Below are 20,629 nucleotides of genomic sequence, written 5' to 3'. Positions count from 1 at the left end.
TTATATTTTCCCCTATATAATCCACAATTTAAAATCATTTTCAAATTATATTCGTAAGTACAAAAAACGAATTTCCGGCTACCAATGACTACAATAATTCTTTTATTTCCGAGATGAATTTTTCAGCCAATTCATCAGCGTTTTTTTGGGAAAAACTTTCTGTATAAATTCGGATAATGGGTTCCGTATTTGACTTTCTCAAATGCACCCACTCCTTCTCAAAATCTATTTTCACACCGTCGATGCAATTTGGTTTTTCACTACTGAATTTTTGAATGATTTTTTCTAAAACTTCATCAACATTAATTTGGGGAGTGAGTTCAATTTTGTTTTTGCTCATATAATAATCGGGATAACTTTCCCTAAGCGTTTTACAGGATATTTTTGCATCCGCCAAATGCGATAAAAACAAAGCGACACCAATTAAGGAATCCCTGCCATAATGTGATGCCGGATAAATAATTCCGCCATTTCCTTCTCCTCCAATAACGGCGTTTGTCGTTTTCATTAATTCAACCACATTTACTTCTCCAACTGCGCTGGCTTCATATTTACCGCCATGCTTTAGAGTGATATCTCTTAAAGCTCTCGATGAAGATAAATTTGAAACTGTATTTCCTTTTGTTTTACCCAAAACATAATCTGCGCAGGCTACTAAAGTATATTCTTCTCCAAACATAGAACCGTCTTCACAAATAATCGCGAGTCTGTCAACATCCGGATCTACAACGATTCCAAAATCAGCTTTTTCCCTTACTACCAATTCTGAAATATCCGTTAGATGTTCCTTTAAAGGCTCGGGATTATGCGGAAAATGACCATTGGGTTCACAATACAATTTGATGCACTCTACTCCCAGTTTTTCCAACAAGGCCGGAATAGCAATTCCTCCTGTTGAATTTACGGCATCAACAACTACTTTAAAATTTGATGCTTTAATCGCACCGGCATTAACCAAACCCAATTTTAAAACTTCTTCAATATGTTGATTGATATACCCTTCTTTCTTTTCATATTTTCCCAAATCGTCCACTTCTGAAAACACAAAAGTTTCGTCTTCTGCGATTTTGAGGATTTTTTCTCCTTCAACAGCATTTAGGAATTCGCCTTTCTCATTCAATAACTTTAAGGCATTCCATTCTTTTGGATTATGGCTTGCGGTAATTATAATTCCGCCATCAGCATGATCTAATGTGACGGCAATTTCAACAGTGGGTGTTGTTGACAAGCCAATATCTATAACGTTAATCCCTAAACCTGTGAGTGTATTGGCTACCAGATTGCTGATCATTTCGCCTGAAATTCTCGCATCTCTTCCTAAAATAATGCTTAACAATTCTTTTGAATTTTGTCCTTTTAGCCACATACCATAGGCTGCGGCAAACTTTACGGCATTGACGGGAGTTAGATTTTCATTTACCACTCCCCCAATTGTACCTCGTATTCCTGAAATTGATTTTATTAATGCCATTTTGATTTATTTTTTACCACATAGAATTTTAAACCATATATAGAATCTTATAACTTTAGTAACTAAATAAACTTATATCACTTATATGATAAAATTCATTTTTTAATACTCCCATCTTACAAATGCTTCCATAGCTGCGTAGCTCGCTAAACCCATTTGTTGGTAGACTGCTGCTGTTTCTCTGTTTCTGTCTTCGGCTCTTTGCCAAAATTCCCTTGCATCAGTTCCCTGAAAAACAACGCCGTCTTTTTGCGATTGATGCTTGAAGATTCCGTGACGTTTTGCCAAAACCTGATCCGGGCTCATTGGTACTGCCATTTCAACCTCATCAATTCCCCATTCCTGCCAGGCTCCTCGGTAGAGCCAAAGCCAGCAGTCTTTCATAAATGGTTTTGGTTTTAAAGATTTTACAGCTTCAAAAATAGCATCCAGACAAACTTTGTGCGTTCCGTGCGGATCCGCTAAATCTCCTGCTGCGTATATTTGATGTGGTTTTATTTTTTCAATTAAATCCATCGTCAATTGAATATCTTCTTGTCCGATTGGTTTCTTTTCGATTGTTCCGGTTTCGTAAAACGGTAGTTCCATAAAATGAATCTGATCATCGGTTAAACCCACAAAATGACTTGTTGCTCTCGCCTCACCTTTTCTGATTAATCCTTTGATGTAACGTACTTCGGGAATATCAATTTCGCTGTTCTTTTTATTGGTTAAAAACGCTACTGCCTTTTGGTAAATGTTCTCTGCATCTGCACTTTTGATTCCAAATTTTTCATTATAATCAATTACGAATCTTGCAAAACGCAACGCTTCATCATCAGCCACAGCTATATTTCCTGAGGTTTGATATGCCACATGAACATCATGCCCCTGCTCCTGCAAACGCATGAAAGTCCCTCCCATACTGATAATGTCGTCATCAGGATGCGGACTAAAAATCAAGACACGTTTTTTTGCTGGTTCTGCTCTTTCAGGTCGGTTGGAATCATCTGCATCTGGTTTTCCGCCCGGCCAGCCTGTAATGGTATGTTGTAGTTTATTGAATATTTTAATGTTGATGTCGTATGCAGGACCTGAATCTGCCAATAAATCACTCATTCCGTTTTCGATATAATCAGCATCGGTAAGCATTAAAATTGGTTTTTTAAGCTGAAGCGCTAATCCTAAAACAGCTTTACGAGTTAATTTGTCTGTCCAGATTACTTTTTCTACCAGCCAGGGTCTGTTGATTCTGGTTAGTTTTGAAGAAGCTTCTTTATCCAAAACAAAAACAGCATTACTATGTTCCTGCAAAAATGAAGCTGGTACACGATTGGTAACTTCATCTTCCACCGATCTTTTTACCACATTTGATTTTCCTTCTCCCCAAGCCATTAAGATCACTCTTTTAGCTTCCATAATTTTTTTTACGCCAAGTGTAATTGCCGTTCTTGGCGTATTACTCAAGCCATAAAAATCTTTACTTGCTGCAACTCTTGTAATATGATCCAGAGCGACCAAACGCGTTTTAGAATTTTGCAGCGAACCTGATTCATTAAAACCAATATGCCCGTTTCCTCCAATTCCAAGGATTTGCAAATCAATTCCGCCAAGTGCTTCAATTTTAGCTTCGTACTCGTGACAATAATCTGCAATTTGTTCTTTTGTTAAAAGTCCGTCCGGAACATGAGCGTTTTCAGGTAAAATATCAACTTGATCAAACAGAAGTTCTTTCATGAAACGAACATAACTATTGATCGAATTTGGTTCCATCGGGTAATATTCATCCAGATTAAAACTGATTACGTTTTTAAAACTCAAATCTTCCTCTTTGTGTAAACGAACCAATTCAGCATACAATCCTTTTGGAGAAGAACCCGTTGCAAGTCCCAAAATACAAGGCTGATTTTCTTTTTGTTTTAATTGAATTAAAGCTGCAATTTCCTGAGCAACCACTTTTGAAGCATCTGAAGAATTTTCAAAAACAACGGTATTGATGTTTTCGAATCGTTTCTCGAAACCTGTTGCTTTATCAATATTACTTTTTATCATTTTGAAATATATTTATTGTTTTTTTCTTTATTTTTTTTTAAATGTCTTTCCTTTAAAAAGGGATAAGTTGAGCGTGAGCAAATTCAAATGTGATATTTGAGTGCTTTATTTTTAATCCAATTTTACTAGATCGATTAATTAAAAAGAGCAGTAACGAAAATTACTTTTATGTGTTTCTAGGCTTTTTCCCAGCTTCTGTATTTATGCCCTTTAAATGCGAAAAATACAATCATTAAATACGCCGGCAATAAAATTAAATACGCTAATTGATTACCGCTTTTTGCTGTTTCAGCAATTCCTTTAGCTTCGTTTGCTGTATTGATTGTATCTGCCAATAAGCCATAGAATAAAGGAAAAACTGCACCGCCAATAATTCCCATAATCAATACTGCGCCTCCAATTTTTGTAAATCCGCCCAAATCCTGAAGTGCCATTGGCCAGATTGCCGGCCAGCAAAGTGCATTTGCCAATCCTAAAAGAGCCACTAAAATAATTATTACTGGCAATTCTGGAATTCCCGGCAGCTGAACCATAATTTTTGGAGAAAGTATAACGATTAGTGCAACTAAAATAAGACCTAAAAATCCTGATACTTTTAAGGCAAAGACCTGAGAAACATATTTAGGAATAAGTGTAATTCCTAAAATATAGCCAATAACCATTGCGGTCATGGTAAACGAAGTAAGTTTTAAATAAAAAGCTCCATTTTCACCATAAACACCTAATTGTTTTCCAAAACCTCCAATAGAATCTCCTGCCAAAACTTCGGCGGCGACATAAACCATTAACGTTATAACACCAAAAACCAATTGCGGATGTTTGAAAGCTTCTTTTATTTGTTTGAAAATGCTTAAATGTGCCACTTGTCCTTCATCGTCTAAATTGATTTCAGGAAGTGGTGAATATTTTACCAAAACTGCCAACACCAGCATAATTACTGCCATGTATATATAAGGCGTCTGCAATTGTAAAGCCAATAAATCAAGTGCACTTTCTTTTTGCACTGATGTCATTACAGCAATTTTATCTGCAGAATAATCCCCTATATTCGACAACACTAATGCAGTTAATAATAACGGAGCCAGAAATCCTGCTAACTTATTTGCAATTCCTAAAACGCTGATTCTTGCTGCGGCACTTTCCCTTGGACCAATTACCACAACATACGGATTTGCTGCTGTTTGCAAAACGGCCAAACCGGTTCCCATTACAAATAAAGCGATCAGAAAAAAACTAAAAGTTCGTGTAGCAGCCGCTGGATAAAACAATAATGCACCAACTGCAATAACCAGTAATCCTAATGAAATTCCGTTTTTGTAACCTACTTTTTCAATTAGGAATGAAGACGGAATTGCCATTACAAAATAAGCAATGTAAAAAGCAAAAGTCACAAAATAGGATTGTGATTCGGTTAATTCACAAGCTAATTTAAAAAACGGAATCAGAGGTCCGTTGAGCCATGTTACAAATCCAAAAATAAAAAATAAGGAGGTTAAAATAACCATTGGAATCAAAGTACTGCTTTGTTCTTTTTTTAAAGTGATATCGATTTCTGACATATTCTTGGTTTTGGTTTTGTTAATATTCTGATTATTTGCTCACTAATTGCTGATCGTAAAAAAGTATAGTTTCTTCTAAAGCTTTATCAATTGTATATTCCGGTTTAAAACCCAATTGATTGAACTTTTCAGGATTAGCTTTCGAATGTTTGATATCACCGGGTCTCTCTTCCAGAAATTTAATCTGCGATTTTGAATTGGTGATATTTATAATTTTCTCTGCCAATTCTAATACCGAAGTACTGTGACCCAATGCAACATTATAGGTTTCATTTCCTTTTTGCGAAGCCAGAATATTGGCTTTCACCACATCTTTTACATAAATAAAATCCCTGGTTTGCAATCCGTCCCCATAAATAGTGATAGGTTCGTTTTGAAGTGCTTTATTAATAAAAATAGGCACTGCAGCCGCATACGCCGATTCCGGATTCTGGCGTGGTCCAAAAACATTGAAATATCTTAAAGATGCCGTTGGAACCTGATATTGATCGAGATACATTTTTAGATAATATTCTCCGTCTAATTTGGTTATCGCATAGGGTGTCATGGGTTCCGGGAACATCGTTTCTACTTTCGGCAAGACAGGGTTGTTTCCATAATTTGCTGCAGAAGTAGAAAGAACGACTTTACAACCTGTATTGTTTTTTGCAGCTTCCAGAATATTAATTGTTCCGATGGTATTGATTTCAATACATTCTCTTATTTTTAAAAGCGATTCCGGAACACTAACCAAAGCTGCCAAATGAAATATACCTGATGCTCCAGCGATTACTTCACTCATTAAATTTTCATCGCGAATATCTCCTTTCACAAAATCTACATTTAAACCGTTCAGGTTGTGTTCAAATCCTGTTCTTAAACTATCTAATATGGTAACCTTATGCCCTTCTTTAGATAAATGCTCGGCAATGTGGCTTCCAATAAAACCAGCACCTCCCGTAATTACATACTTTTTCATTTTTCTTATTTTAATGATCCAATGAAATTCAAATTATAGTCTTCCATTTCCTTAAACTGTTCCGAGAGACTTTCAATCAATTTAAATTGATTTTTCGAACGGTCGAGATTGTGTTCCGGATATTCTGTTTTATAATAAATATCATCATTTAAAAAATCAGTTAAAAAACGCAATGCCATAATAAACACCATAGTCTTGGCACCAAGCGGTAAATATTTGATCTCTAATAAAGAAAGCGACGAATTTGTTTTCTCAAGAAAACCTTTTACATAGGCTTTATAATATTGTAAATTGAAATTGACTAATTCCAGATCTTTTTCATCTTCTGCAGCTGTATTGCAGATGGTTCGTATGGCATCTCCAAAATCATAATGGATAATTCCGGGCATAACAGTATCTGTATCAATTACACAAAGTCCTTTTTTATTGATATCAAAAAGGGCATTTGATATTTTGGTATCGTTGTGCGTAACTCTTAGTTTTATTTTTCCGGCATCTTTTAGATTTTGTAAAACATGCATTTCTTCTTTAAGCTCAATAACGAGATCAATATATTTTTTTGCATCTTCAATTCGTTGTATTGATGCTTCCTTTAATGCCTTGTTAAACTGTGAATAACGAAAAGCCATGTTGTGAAAGTTCGGAATTACTTCTGTTAGTTTTCTGGCATCAAAATCACTGGTTAGATTTAAAAATTCACCAAATAATTTTCCGCCTTCATAAGCGATTTCTTCATTGTTTACGGTTTCAAACGTCAGACTTCCTTCTATATAAACCATCATATTCCAGAAATTGCCGTCTTTATCATGGTAATAAAAAACACCTTTTTTTGTGCCAATGAAAGTTAAAACCCTGCGCTTTAGTTCTTCTTCAGACAAGTGTTTTAATTTTTTTAGCAAATGTTTACTCACGGCAACCTTATTTGCAATAAGTCCTGGAACATCTTTAAAAACACCATTATTAATGCGCTGTAAAATAAACTGTCTACAGCTATCAGTAGTAATCAAATAGGTATCATTGATATGACCAGAGGCTAATTCTTCAAATTCTTTGAAAACTTCAATATGGTCAAACTGGTCGAATATAAATTTTAAATGTTCTGCTGCCATATTACCAAAGATTTGTTGGATAAACTTTTTGGGCTCTTAACTTCTCTATTTCTTTTTTTACAATTTCCTTATCTTCCTTGTAAGTAACACCAAACCATTTTGCATTGGACTGAAGTACTTCTAGCGATGCGTTTTCTGATTTTAAAATTTCGTTTACTACAGATGTAATAAAGAATTCGGCTTTTAGATTGTGTTCGTTTTCCTTAAGGAATTCTTCAAAAAGAGCACCGCCAAACTCAAAACATTTTGGCGTGAATCCCCAAAAATTCATGGAAACGATGGTATTTTCATCAATCAGGATAAATTCGCCATTGTCATCTTTACGCATCAGTTTGCCATCAATTTTTTCGATGTGTGTGCGTTCTGTAACATCGGTCAGATAATTATTTTCATCTACCTGACATTCTCCTCTTGAAACAAAACCGTGATCTGAAACTGTATTTTTCAAAAGATAGGCCATCATATTAAAATGATAGGATTCTTTGTCCATTTGTGTTAAAGCCTTTGCCATAATTTCGAAAGCTTCTTTTCCGTAAAAATCATCGGCGTTTATTATGGCAAAATTTTCAGTTACCTCATCTTTTGCCATTAATAATGCATGTCCTGTTCCCCATGGTTTTTTTCTTTCCGGGTTCTGGTATTTTGCAGGAACATTATCAATTTCCTGAAATACATATCCTACTTCGGCTTTTCCTTCTAATTTTTTATTAAAAATTTCTTTGCATTCTTCTTCTATATTTTTGCTTATAATAAATACAAATTTTCCGAAGCCCGCCTGTAATGCATCATATATTGAAAAATCCATAATGGTATCACCTTCGGGAGTAAATGTATCTAACTGCTTTAATCCTCCATATCGACTTCCAATACCTGCCGCCAAAATCACGAGAGTAGGTTTACTTTTGCTCATTTAAATAGTATATTAATGGTTTATTATTTTTATTTTGTTTCGATGGTATTTTTATTTTTCTCGTTTTTAAAAAAGTATCTTTCAAAACCCCTTTTAGATTTTAATAACTTATTCATTAAATCAAAAAATAAATATTAATCTGACAATATTTTAGTTAATATCATGCGCTATATGATTAATATTCGGCTAAAATATATATTAATATTTTATAAAAAAAGAAAATAGTGTTAAAATGTGCTCGAACACAATTAAAATGTTTTCGAACACATATAATTTAATATTTTCTTATATTCGATTTTTATATATATTTGTTTCTATATGGAAAAAATTTATACAATTAAGGATATTGCAGAACTGGCAGGTGTTTCTAAAGGAACAGTAGACCGTGTTTTGCATAAAAGAGGAAAAGTCTCTCAGGATGCACTTGACCGAGTAAATGAAGTTTTGGATAAAATCGATTATCAACCCAATTTGATGGCCAGAAGTTTAAAGAAAACACAAATTTATTCCATATGTGTTTTACTTCCCGATTCTAAAAATGATCCTTATTGGCAGCCTTGCATTGATGGTATAAATGATGCTAAAAAAGAATTTAAATCTTTCAATGTTAAAGTAGAAATTTTCTTGTTTGATGCTACAAGTACTGCCTCTTTTGTAGAAACGAACAAAGCTGTTTTAAATGCTGCTCCGGATGCTGTTTTACTGGTTCCGTTGTTTCACAAGGAAGCAATAGATGCTATTGAAACCTATAATTCTAAAGGTATTATTTCCAGTATCTTTAATAACCAGCTTAAATCAAATGCCATCAAAAGTTTTGTAGGACAGGATTTATTTCAAAGCGGAAGAATTGCTGCAAGATTACTCGATTTATTGATTCAAAAAGGAACAATTGCTATTATCCATATTGATGAAGATTATGAGAATGCGATTCACATGCAGGAAAAAGAAAAAGGTTTCAGGGATTATTTTGAAAATTTAGAAAAAGGAAAATTCGAAATCAAAACTTTTAAGGTAAAGCATCCTCAATTTAAAACAACACTTAAGGAATATTTAGAAGCTAATCCAAATATTAGCGGTCTTTTTGTTACGACTTCAAAAGCGTATCAGGTCGCAAAAATTATTGCTAAAAATCCCGAAAAAAAGATTGCGCTTGTGGGTTATGATTTATTAGAAAATAATCTGGAATTTTTAAACAATAAAACAATAGACTTTTTGATTCATCAAAATCCGAAAAGACAGGCTTATTTAGGCACAACAAGTTTGATAGAATACTTCATTTTTGAGAAAGAAATTAGGACGCAAAAACTGTTGCCTATTGATATTATCAATACAGAAAATGCTAAAGATTATTTTTTATAATTAAAGTAAAGTCAAATTACCAAACGAACTTGCAACATGAAAATTGGGTGTTTCGGTATTCGGATTTACCCATGAAATCCAGGTAGGTTCAAAAAGATTATTTGCTTGTTTTTTATATTTTGCTCTGTAAATCCCGGCTTCGATACTATTGTCTTTAATTAAATTAAAATTAGTTAAAGACTGAATACTGATGGCAATTTCGACTACAAAACAATCTTTTTTTGTACATGATTTTACATTAATATGATTTTCAGGCCAATTCCAGTCAAAATCAAATTTTTTGGCAGGGGATGCTTTAAAATCCATTAATCTTGGCGTTGGATCTATTTCTAAACAATAGTAAGGATTTAATGTTTCATCTGTTCTAAAAAAAATCTCAACTCTATCCGATTCTCCAATGCTGTCTACTGAGTCATCCTTTCTGTCAATATGAAGATTGGTATCATAGACAGTATAGCAAAAAAAGATATTTTCAGTATCCCATAAAGATCGAAACTCCATCTTTTCCTCTTCTAAATCGCTCCAGGGAGAAGTAAAATCGGTTAGAATTTCAGCTTTCGTCCAAAAAGGATTATCCCCCAAACCACTTACTTGCAAAATGTTTTTTTCGATTCTATGGACGTTATAATTTTTCATACTTAAAAGTTACGGAATTTTAAATAAAAAAAGGGAACAAAAAGAAAAACTCTTTGCTCCCTAAAATAGGTGGTATTTATTTCAGATATATTTTACTGTTCGTTATTTTAGTATCAGCATTAATCTGAAGGATAACCAACTGTAATTTTTTTAATTTAGAAACGTTGACAGTTATTGTATTTGTTTTATTATACGTTTCATTTAATAGCACTTTTCCATTCAGATCCAATAAAGTAACATTTGCTGAATCAATATCTTTTCCAAAATTGACATTGATTACATCTGAAGCCGGATTAGGAAAAACAGAGAAGCTTGGAGCAAATTCTTCAGTTGCTTCAATAGTAGAAGCCATTTTTGCTGTTGATCCTGTTTGAAGTTCAGAACAGCCAATATCGATACGTCCATTTCTTTTACGGATATCATCATCAAAATCCAGAGTTCCTGAATAAGTTGCATTGTAAGTGGTATCTCCTTTATCTGCTGCAAAAGCTCCTGAAGCCAAGGTAAAATTAAAAGCAGCTGCGTTAACAAATCCTGGTGAACCTACTACAGAATTTGCGTCCTGTCCTGTTGCTGTTGTAAATTGTGCACGATTATAAGATCCTGTTGCTGAACTTCCGTTAAAACTTACGCCTGTTAAATCAATAATAAAATCAGTATTTCCTTCTCTGTAAAATAAATTATAATTAGACACAAAACTCGAAACCGTGTAACCGTAAGAAGCCAAAAGTGCTTTTTTGTTGGTTGTCGCGTAAAGAATGTTGTTTTTGAAGGTAATCCCCGAACTGTTTTGAAGATGAACCTCACCTCCATAAATATCAGCAATTGTTCCTACGGCAATCCCTGCAATAGTAGTAACTCCATTGATAACCGCCCCAGTTCTGTTTTTATAAAAGGTATTATTAAAAATTTTAGTATTTCCAACACTCGTAGTATAACCACTTCCAATAACACCACCAAAAATAGCTCCGGTTACAACATTGTTATAAACTGAATTATTATTTATGATATGTCCGCTAGATTGCCCCCCGTTTCCAGTAGTGGTATTTTGTTCAGCTCCAACAGCAATTCCTACTCCACAATTAAAAACTTCGTTTCTCTGTACAGTACAATTTAAAGCGCCATCTACGTAAATACCGGCGCTATTGGCAACAGCACTCATACAATTAAAAACTTCATTGGAAGCGATAATTCCATTACGGGCCTGATTATTACTTACAGCTCCTGTTGATGTATAATTTCCTGCAGCAACAATTCCTATGTTTGCAATGTCGTATACCGTATTTCCTGTAACCGAAAAACCATTTATATTTCCTGTTAAGGTCACTGCTTCTCCCCACCCTGTAGCACAATTATTTACTTCATTATTATCAATTTTAACATTGGTAATGGCGTAAGTACCATTTCCTCCATCTACTTTAATAGCATTGGCTACAATGCCGCTATTGGCAGGAATTGAAGAAAGGTTATTACTAATCCATCCAATGTTTTTAACAATACAATTTTTGACCGTAATATTGTTTAGATTAGCTGTAGCTCCTGAATTTGCTAAAATCCATATTCCCTTACTTCCATTCCCAATCTTGTTTGAAATCGTCAAACCATCAATGGTAACATTACTGGTATTCACAATACCTAAAACATAAGGATCTGTACTTGTCCAGCCTGATGCGTTAATTACTACAGCGGCCGAACCACTTTTCTGGATAGTCAATGGTTTTCCAACATAAATTGGGCCTGTTACAGCATATGTTCCTGACAAAACCAATACGATTCCTCCTGAAGGTGCTGCCTGAACCCCTTTTACAATGGTCTTAAATGGCAAAGCAGCTGTTCCTGTTCCTGAAACATCATTTCCTGTTGTTGATACGTATGTCTGAGAAAAACCCTGAACAAAGCAAAATAAAATAATAAATGTAATTTTTTTGATTTTCATAATTTTGAAATTTGGGATTAACACTTAAAAAAAATCTGTAGTTAAATATTGCAATATTTAAATCTAAAAAAACAAGCTTAGTTTCTGTTTAAATTTGTCAAAGCAAAATGTTTTATGACCATCAAGTTATTGATTTAATAATCATTACGTTTATAAAAACAAACTAGAAGTAACTTATTTCCCACGAATGTAAATAATGAATTTTAATTGGCAACACAAAAAACCAAAAAAATGTGCTCGAACACAAAAAATAATTAGTTTTATTGTTATTTGTAATTTTTTTCTTATATACAATTTAACCATTTCTAATAACCAACAAAATGTGTTCGAACATATATAGGTAATTAACTACATTAACAACAGCATTAGCAAATAAATGTTAAGTGAAAATATTTAAAAAAATATCAAAATTGATTATATTTATAAGCATCACCTTTTCTGCCCTTCAAAGCTTTAAAAGTGCGGTTAAAAAACTTTTCTTTTGAATAAATTTTATTAATGTTTAACTTCATAAAAAACTTCATTTCTAATCAATTATAAAAACTGATTTAGTTAAAATGGATAGAAAAAAAATGACAAAACTTCATTTTCTACTTTTGTTGTATAGTTCTAGCCCAAATTATTTATATTTATATATTCTACCTTTGATAAAAAATGAGAAACATAAAACTCCCAATATTAAACAATGAAAAAGGACGTTTAGCAGCATTAAAACGTTATAACATTCTTGATACCCTGCCTGACCATGCTTTTGATGATGCAACAAAACTTGTTTCGTATATATGTGGTGTACCAATAGCTCATATCTCATTCATTGACGAAAATAGACAATGGTTTAAATCGGAAGTCGGGATAGGTCTGTCAGAAATACCCAGAGAAATTAGTTTCTGCCAATACACCATTATGGAATCTAAAATGGTAGAAATTCCAGACACGCTTTTAAACGATAGATTTAAAGAAGATCCTAATGTTACGGGAGGATTTAAAGTAAGGTTTTATGCGGGAATTCCGTTAACAACACCTGATGGTTATAACATAGGAACTATATGTGCTATAGATCATGTTACAAAGGAACTTAACGAAAACCAGAGAAATGCGTTGTCAATTATTGCAAAGCACGTAATAAATCAATTGGAACTATCAACAAAAAATATTGAACTGGATACTCAGAAAAAAATTGCCGAACGTGCTGTTTTAGTAAAAGATAGTTTTTTGGCTAATATGAGTCATGAAATCAGGACACCTCTGAATGCTATAATTGGTTTTACAGATCTTCTTGCCCAAACAAACTTAGATATTATGCAAAGGGATTATATTGATAGTGTACAAATTGCAGGAGAAAATCTGCTGTTAATTATAAATGATATTCTTGACCTATCCAAAATAGAATCAGGCAATTTGACTATTGATGCACAGCCATTCAACCTAAAAAAGACACTTAAACATACATATAATTTACTAAAGGTTAAAGCACCCGCTGCTATTGAATTCAATCTCTTCGTGGACACCGAATTACCTGAAATTGTAATAGGAGATCAGGGAAGATTAAACCAGATACTGGTTAATCTTACAGGTAATGCACTTAAATTTACTGAAGAAGGCGAAGTTACAATTTCTGTAAAAAAAATCAGCGAAACTGCCGACCATTATTCTCTTCGATTTTCAGTTAAAGATACCGGAATAGGAATACATGAGGAGAAGCTTAAAACAATATTTGACCGATTTACACAAGCAGAAGAAAGTACGACAAGAAGATTTGGAGGCACAGGACTTGGACTTAACATTGTAAAACAGTTAGTAGAACTTCAAAATGCTGAAATTCATGTAAAAAGCAAAGAAGGACGCGGTTCAGAATTTTTCTTTGTACTTACTTATAAAAAAGCAAATCACATTGATACTCCAATTGAAACAAGATTCGAACAGCACCCAGGTAAATTAAAAATCCTTCTTTGTGAAGACAATGTTTTAAATCAGAAACTTACAAAAAGTGTTATTTCTAATTTTGGCTTTGAATTAGACATTGCCGAAAATGGTGAAGAGGGAATAGACCTGTTGTCAAAAAACAAATATGATTTAGTATTAATGGATCTTCAGATGCCTGTTAAAGACGGATACCAGACTACAGAATACATCAGAAATAAAATGAATCTGACAATTCCAATCATAGCCATGACTGCCCATTCTCTCGTAGGTGAGCAGGAACGCTGTTACAACGTAGGAATGGATGCTTATGTACCTAAACCCTTTAAACAAGCAATGCTGCTAGAGGCTATAAAAACAGTTATGAATAAAGGTATTAAAATTCCTTCAAAAAGGAAGATTGATTTTTCTTTTTTAGATGAAATGTCTTGCGGTGATGTTAATTTTAAGCAGGATATGATCGGTTTATTTATACAAAAAATTCCTAATGAAATAGATCAGCTTGAAGAAGCATTTAATAATAATGATATTGATACTGTTAAGAAATTGACTCATAATATGAGATCCAGTTTTGATATTTTCATGCTGGAAGATTTTTCCAATTATTTGTCCATTATTGAACAAGAAGCTAATTTTGGGCAATTTACCACTGAAAGTGCAGATAAAATGAATATTTTACATTGTGGAATCATTGAAGTAGTTAAAAACTTAAAGGAACTATGATAAAAGAGAAATATACTATAGCTTTACTATATTTCCCTGATTCATAAAGTTAATTAGCTTTAAGATAAATATTTAAACCAATGAAAATAGTTTTAGCTGAAGATAATGAGATCCTACGCAAATCATTATCTTTTTTCTTAACTTCTAACGGATTTGAAGTCGACCAGTTCTCTGATGGTCAGGATGCGTTGGATGCTATTGAAAAAAAAACTTACGACCTAATCCTGACAGATATTAATATGCCAGGCAGAAGCGGAATGGAAATAACGCAATATGTAAGACAAACCATTATGTCTGATCTTCCGATAATCATATTCACTTCTTCTGGTGTTGAACAAACCGAGTTGGATTCTTTTGATATAGGTGCTAATGAATTTATTGCAAAACCAATCAGCCCTGCTGTACTTTTAGTGAGGATTAATAAATTACTGAAAACACGTGTGTAATTAATTATTACTAACACATTTTGATATGATCAATTTTTTGGAACTTTATAAAAATGGTAAATGGACAGAACCCTTCCTAATCATTTCAATCAGTTTATTTATAGCTACATCTTTTATTCTGTATTTCCTTATTATTAGAAGCCGCAGTAAGAATATCAAAAAGGAACTAAAGCGCATAGGATATGCTATACTTATTGAAAAATTACTATCATCAATAATTTTTCAGGATATTACTTTTGCAGACGTTAAGGATAATCATGAGATGATGCCATTAAATTCTACATTTTTCAGAGCTGTTTTAACAGAATCAATTATTGATCTGCATAAAAATTACGAAGGCAATTACGCACAGAAACTTGAACAATTTTACAATGATTCCGGATTAATAAATGACTCTTTTAAAAAACTAAAGAGTTTAAAATGGGAAGTCAAATGTAAAGGAATAACCGAACTTGCAGAAATGAATATTACAGGCGCCTTTGACATTATAATAAAAATATCTAAGGCTAGGAACAAAACATTAAAAATCACCTCAATAAATGCCTGTATAAAACTGGCGGGTACAAAAAGCATAACATACCTCACAGAACATCCTTTTCCTATTGATGACTGGATGCAGATAAATATAATAAATGCTTTTAAAAAACATGATTTAGGTGATACTAAAGGTGTAGAACTTTTATTGGAATCACAAAATACAACCGTCATTTCACTTGGGCTGAAGCTTATTAAAGAGTTAAAACTTACACAAAAAATTCCTTATGTTGAGCAATTGACATTTAAAGCTCCGAATACATTAATAATGTTTGAAGCTCAAAACGTATTACGGTCATTAATGTTTTAAAAATATAAGAAGATGTTTTTTTTAAATAATGAAATAACGCTGTTTTTTGACATATATCTCTTCTTTATATTGGGTTATGCGATACTAATCATGTCTTCTTATCTTATATTGGCACATCTTTCAACAAAAGAACTTACCGGATACCTCAAAAAAAATAGTTTTGTAGACTACAATATACTTCTTACAAGCGAATTTGCCCCTAGTTTATCATTAATTGCTCCCGCTTATAATGAAGGTTTTACAATTGAAGAAAATGTAAAATCCTTACTTTCATTAAACTACAATAATTACCAGGTAATTCTGGTGAATGATGGCAGTAAAGACAATTCGATGGAAATCCTAATTAAAAAGTATGATCTATTTTTGACAGAACTTGATTTTCATTCAAAAATTGAAACTAAAAAAATCAAAGGTATTTATACATCCAGAAATGCTGCTTATAAAAAGCTTATAGTAGTTGACAAAGAAAATGGAGGTAAAGCAGATGCTCTTAATGTAGGTCTTAATATCGCACAGAATCCCTACGTAGTTTGCATTGATGTAGATTGTATCCTTGATAAAGATTCACTCCTAAAGCTGGCAAAACCTTTCCTTGAATCTTATGGTAAGCGTATTATTGCTACCGGAGGTGTAGTCAGGATAGCAAACCAGTGTATCATTAAAAACGGTCGATTGACCGAAGTAAATATCCCGGATGCTATGCTGCCAAGAATACAGGTTTTAGAATATCTAAGAGCATTCCTTCTGGGCAGAATGGCTTGGGGAAGACTCGACGGACTACTACTAATCAGCGGAGCATTTGGTGCATTTGACAAAGAAATAGCTTTATTGGCAGGTGGATACAACACTAAAACAGTTGGTGAAGACATGGAGCTTGTCGTACGTATGCGGCGTTATATGCTTGAGAACAAAACACCTTACACCGTTAGTTATATACCTGATCCGCTTTGCTGGACAGAAGCTCCTGAGGATTTTAAAATATTCAAAAAACAGCGCAGTCGCTGGATGCGAGGAACAATTGAAACCCTTGACTTTCATAAGAAAATGTTCCTGAATCCAAAATATAAATTATTAGGAATGTTAAGTGTACCGTATTGGACATTGTTTGAATTCCTTGCTCCGGCTATAGAGTTTATTGGCCTTATAATAACAGTCTTATTTGTTGTGTTGGGTTTACTCAACTGGCATTTTTTTCTTTTACTTTTGCTTTTTGTATATTTCTTTGCAGTTATGTTTTCAGTTATTGCATTGTACAGCGAGGAACGCACCTATCACAAGTATCCAAAGCAAACTGATTTTTTAAAACTTTTACTGGCTGCATTTATTGAACCCATATACTTTCATCCATTAACAGTATACGCTGCTTTAATTGGATATAAAGAAAAAATTATGGGAACCAAAGGATGGGGCGAAATGACAAGAAAGGGATTTACTAAAAAATAAAAATCTTCTACATCAAATATATTTTAAAAAGAAACTATAAACTTCTACCTTCTTAAATTTGAAAACAAGCCTGCAAAATTTTTCTAAGACCTGAAACATCTTTATTTTTACTACACTCTTTAAAATCAAACATTAAAAAATACTTTTTTTTATTTTTGTATAATTAAAATTTCTATCATGAAACGTTCCGGAACAGCTGATCTTCCATTACATTATGGACATGTACCTTTGTGGCTAGCCGAACGTATGTCTAAACTGGGTCTTTCTATTGTTGAAAGTATTGCAATGGAATTTTCAACCTCAGAAGTGATAAGTAAGCTGAGCAATCCCTTTTGGTTTCAGAGTTTTGGTGCCGTTATGGGAATGGACTGGCATTCATCAGGGATTACCACTTCTGTGTTAGGTGCTTTAAAAAAATCAGTCAACCCACACTCAAAAGAATTAGGAATTTATATCTGTGGAGGCAAGGGCAAACATTCTATGCTAACTCCGAAAGAACTTTTATTTGTTGGTGAGAAAACTGGACTTGACGGTAATAATCTGGCGAATTGCAGCAGATTAACTGCTAAGGTTGATAATACAGCGATTCAGGACGGATTTCAATTATACCAACATAATTTTATAGTGGATAATAAAGGGCAATGGGCCGTTATTCAGCAAGGAATGAATCCTAACTCTCAAACTGCTAGAAGATATCACTGGCATTCACAAGATTTAAAATCTTTTACAAATGAACCTCATACCTTTATATATGGCGAAAACCAAGGTTCTATTTTAAATCTTACAGCACAAAATGCTACAAAATCCAGAGAAGGAATTTTAGAACTTTCTAAAGAATCTCCAACAAAAATAATGAAAGAGATGCAGCACCTTTCAATGCCTGCGCATCATGAAGTCCGAATGGAAGATGTTAGTATGAAAAGGCTCGGTGCAATGCTTTGGGCTACTCATGAGAATAAACCGGAAGATTTTGAAGAACTATTACTTTTAAAAGGAATGGGACCAAGAGCTTTACAGTCGCTAGCCTTAGTAAGTGAAGTAATTTACGGAACTCCAACCCGATTTGAAGACCCTGCACGTTTTTCGTTTGCCCACGGTGGAAAAGACGGACATCCTTTTCCTGTTCCAATAAAAATATATGATGAGACAATTGACACTTTGCAAAGAGCAATTAATCGTGCTAAAATAGGCAATAGCGATAAAATAGATGCTATTAAAAAACTATCTGAAATCTCTAGAAAAGCCGAAGAAAGCTTTACCCCTAATTCAAACTTTAATGCATTGATCCAGAAAGAACGTAATGAATCCTACAAATATGGCGGAAGAACTATTTTTGGTGATGCAAAACCACCTCAAAACAAACCTCAAAGTCCAAATAATCAATTGAATTTATTTTAATTTTACCTCCTTTTTGACATAAAAAATACGAAAAACTCTAATTCGTTTATACTGATAATTATATAAGTGAAAATTACAATTTTATAAAAGCAGATTCAAATCGTTTTTTAACTTTATTTTATTTAAATCAAACAATGATCTATATCTAGTGTTCCTAAAACCCACAGAGATAAATATACAAATAGTTAGTAACTGCTATTAAAAAATACACAAAAACAATTAAAATCAAAAAATCATGGTCGAGAAAAATTATGATCCGGATAACGAAAATTGTCCTGAAAAAGACACAATTGAAAATTTATATTCAGAAAAAAAATCTGATAAAAATAAAAATACACAGAATGTTGAAGAATTTATAGATGATAGTCCGAATCGTCTTCCATCTAAAAATAATTTGAAAAATTCAGATTCAATTTCTGATCAGAAAAAATCTGATCAATAGCATAAGAAATTTAAAAAACAAAAGGCATAGTTTTTTGCTTCGCATGCCTTTTGTTTTTAAATTTTATAATTGCTTATTTTATTGCTCCAATAATATCATATTTAGTGATAATATGATGATTCCCATTTTCTAAATCTACTAAAACGGCATCATTTTCCTTGGTAAATAATTTAGAAACTTCTTCGATTGAAGTTCCTAACCTTACAATTGGAAAAGGTTTTCCCATTACTTCTTTGATAGGTTTTTCGGCAACATTTTTATCTGCTACATAACTTCTGAACAAATCGGTTTCATCAACAGAACCGACAAATCCATTAATGTCTACTACGGGAATTTGCGAAATTTTGTATTTACGCATTCGTTCAATAGCGTGCGAAACCAATTCTTCGGTACGAACCACAATCAATTCCTTGTCGATATGATCTTTAATAACATCTTCTGCTTTTGTAACATTCTCATCCAGAAAACCACGTTCCCGCATCCAGTCATCATTAAACATCTTGCCAACATAACGGCTTCCCGAGTCATGAAATAAAACTACCACAACATCTTCGGGCTTGAAATGTTCTTTTAACTGCAACAATCCTTTTATACAGGCTCCAGCTGAGTTTCCAACAAAAATAGCTTCTTCCAACGCAATTTTTCTGGTGTAAACTGCCGCATCTTTATCGGTTACTTTTGTAAAACCATCGATTAAAGAAAAATCAACATTTTTAGGTAAAATATCTTCTCCAATTCCTTCTGTTATATACGAATAGATTTCGTTTTCATCAAAGATTCCGGTTTCGTGGTATTTTTTAAAAACGGATCCGTAAGTATCGATTCCCCAGATTTTAATATTTGGATTTTTCTCTTTTAAATATTTACCAACACCCGAAATAGTTCCCCCCGTTCCTACTCCAACAACAAAATGGGTAATTTTGCCCTCGGTTTGTTTCCAGATCTCAGGGCCGGTCTGCTCATAATGTGCCAAAGAGTTTGATAAATTATCATACTGATTTACATACCATGAATTTGGAGTTTCTTCAGAAAGGCGTTTTGAAACCGAATAGTAAGATCGGGGATCAGTTGGCTCAACATTGGTAGGACAAACGACTACTTTGGCACCAACAGCGCGTAAAATATCCATCTTCTCCTTCGATTGTTTGTCAGAAATCACGCAAATCAACTTATATCCTTTGATAATAGCTACAAGTGCTAATCCCATTCCGGTATTTCCGGAAGTTCCTTCGATGATGGTACCGCCTGGTTTTAAACGGCCATCAGCCTCAGCGTCTTCAATCATTTTTACAGCCATTCTGTCCTTAACAGAATTGCCTGGATTAAAAGTTTCGACTTTTGCTAATACCAAGGCATCAATTTCGGCAACAATCTTATTTAGTTTTACTAATGGTGTGTTACCAATGGTTTCTAGAATATTATTTGAAAAGTCCATTTTTATGTA

The 20,629-nt window shown here is 33.4% G+C and carries 16 protein-coding genes; 7 read left to right on the top strand and 9 right to left on the bottom strand.

Features of this window, described 5'->3' with window-relative positions:
- Positions 1-88: 88 nt before the first annotated feature.
- The 6 genes from glmM to ACEN2I_RS04165 form a co-directional block, all read right to left on the bottom strand.
- A complete protein-coding gene (glmM, locus tag ACEN2I_RS04190; protein ID WP_441764860.1) occupies positions 89-1,471 on the bottom strand; it encodes a phosphoglucosamine mutase in 1,383 nt (460 codons plus the stop codon).
- 102 nt (positions 1,472-1,573) lie between these two features.
- Positions 1,574-3,502 carry a glucosamine-6-phosphate deaminase gene (nagB, locus tag ACEN2I_RS04185; protein WP_441764859.1) on the bottom strand — a complete coding sequence of 643 codons (1,929 nt, stop codon included), beginning with the start codon at positions 3,500-3,502 and terminating at the stop codon, positions 1,574-1,576.
- A gap of 176 nt (positions 3,503-3,678) precedes the next feature.
- Positions 3,679-5,061 carry a sugar MFS transporter gene (locus tag ACEN2I_RS04180; RefSeq protein WP_441764858.1) on the bottom strand — a complete coding sequence of 461 codons (1,383 nt, stop codon included), beginning with the start codon at positions 5,059-5,061 and terminating at the stop codon, positions 3,679-3,681.
- Between the two features lie 31 nt (positions 5,062-5,092).
- Positions 5,093-6,019: an NAD-dependent epimerase/dehydratase family protein gene (locus ACEN2I_RS04175; protein WP_441764857.1), complete on the bottom strand. Its 927-nt coding sequence runs from the start codon at positions 6,017-6,019 to the stop codon at positions 5,093-5,095.
- A gap of 5 nt (positions 6,020-6,024) precedes the next feature.
- Positions 6,025-7,128 carry a phosphotransferase enzyme family protein gene (locus tag ACEN2I_RS04170; protein WP_441764856.1) on the bottom strand — a complete coding sequence of 368 codons (1,104 nt, stop codon included), beginning with the start codon at positions 7,126-7,128 and terminating at the stop codon, positions 6,025-6,027.
- A gap of 1 nt (position 7,129) precedes the next feature.
- Positions 7,130-8,038: a sugar phosphate nucleotidyltransferase gene (locus tag ACEN2I_RS04165; protein ID WP_441764855.1), complete on the bottom strand. Its 909-nt coding sequence runs from the start codon at positions 8,036-8,038 to the stop codon at positions 7,130-7,132.
- A gap of 318 nt (positions 8,039-8,356) precedes the next feature.
- Here ACEN2I_RS04165 and ACEN2I_RS04160 point away from each other — a divergent pair, with 318 nt between their 5' ends.
- A complete protein-coding gene (locus ACEN2I_RS04160; protein WP_441764854.1) occupies positions 8,357-9,397 on the top strand; it encodes a LacI family DNA-binding transcriptional regulator in 1,041 nt (346 codons plus the stop codon).
- On the opposite strand, the gene ACEN2I_RS04155 is transcribed toward ACEN2I_RS04160, so the two are convergent.
- Both ACEN2I_RS04155 and ACEN2I_RS04150 read right to left on the bottom strand, forming a co-directional pair.
- The gene (locus ACEN2I_RS04155; RefSeq protein ID WP_441764853.1) at positions 9,398-10,033 is read right to left on the bottom strand and encodes a sugar-binding protein; all 636 of its coding nucleotides are present in this window, start codon (positions 10,031-10,033) and stop codon (positions 9,398-9,400) included.
- 76 nt (positions 10,034-10,109) lie between these two features.
- The gene (locus tag ACEN2I_RS04150; RefSeq protein ID WP_441764852.1) at positions 10,110-11,969 is read right to left on the bottom strand and encodes a T9SS type A sorting domain-containing protein; all 1,860 of its coding nucleotides are present in this window, start codon (positions 11,967-11,969) and stop codon (positions 10,110-10,112) included.
- Between the two features lie 654 nt (positions 11,970-12,623).
- Between ACEN2I_RS04150 and ACEN2I_RS04145 the strand changes: the two genes are divergently transcribed.
- The 6 genes from ACEN2I_RS04145 (at position 12,624) to ACEN2I_RS04120 (ending at position 19,185) form a co-directional block, all read left to right on the top strand.
- Positions 12,624-14,612, top strand: coding sequence for an ATP-binding protein (locus tag ACEN2I_RS04145; RefSeq protein ID WP_441764851.1), 1,989 nt, complete (start codon positions 12,624-12,626; stop codon positions 14,610-14,612).
- A gap of 80 nt (positions 14,613-14,692) precedes the next feature.
- Positions 14,693-15,058 (top strand): response regulator transcription factor, encoded by a 366-nt coding sequence (locus ACEN2I_RS04140; RefSeq protein WP_441764850.1) that lies wholly within the window; start codon positions 14,693-14,695, stop codon positions 15,056-15,058.
- Between the two features lie 25 nt (positions 15,059-15,083).
- Positions 15,084-15,902 carry a hypothetical protein gene (locus ACEN2I_RS04135; RefSeq protein ID WP_441764849.1) on the top strand — a complete coding sequence of 273 codons (819 nt, stop codon included), beginning with the start codon at positions 15,084-15,086 and terminating at the stop codon, positions 15,900-15,902.
- A gap of 12 nt (positions 15,903-15,914) precedes the next feature.
- Positions 15,915-17,345: a glycosyltransferase family 2 protein gene (locus ACEN2I_RS04130; protein WP_441764848.1), complete on the top strand. Its 1,431-nt coding sequence runs from the start codon at positions 15,915-15,917 to the stop codon at positions 17,343-17,345.
- Between the two features lie 177 nt (positions 17,346-17,522).
- A complete protein-coding gene (locus tag ACEN2I_RS04125) occupies positions 17,523-18,743 on the top strand; it encodes a DUF763 domain-containing protein (RefSeq protein WP_441764847.1) in 1,221 nt (406 codons plus the stop codon).
- Positions 18,744-18,978: 235 nt separating this feature from the next.
- On the top strand, positions 18,979-19,185 hold the full coding sequence (locus tag ACEN2I_RS04120) for a hypothetical protein (protein WP_441764846.1): 207 nt from the start codon (positions 18,979-18,981) through the stop codon (positions 19,183-19,185).
- A 73-nt stretch (positions 19,186-19,258) separates the two neighbouring features.
- On the opposite strand, the gene ACEN2I_RS04115 is transcribed toward ACEN2I_RS04120, so the two are convergent.
- The gene (locus tag ACEN2I_RS04115) at positions 19,259-20,620 is read right to left on the bottom strand and encodes a pyridoxal-phosphate dependent enzyme (RefSeq protein WP_441764845.1); all 1,362 of its coding nucleotides are present in this window, start codon (positions 20,618-20,620) and stop codon (positions 19,259-19,261) included.
- Between the last annotated feature and the right edge of the window lie 9 nt (positions 20,621-20,629).

It is taken from the genome of Flavobacterium sp. W22_SRS_FK3 (assembly GCF_052113665.1).
Classification (GTDB): Bacteria; Bacteroidota; Bacteroidia; order Flavobacteriales; family Flavobacteriaceae; genus Flavobacterium.
The sequence above is the reverse complement of the archived record's forward strand: the minus strand, read 5'-3'. Positions and strand labels throughout refer to the sequence as shown.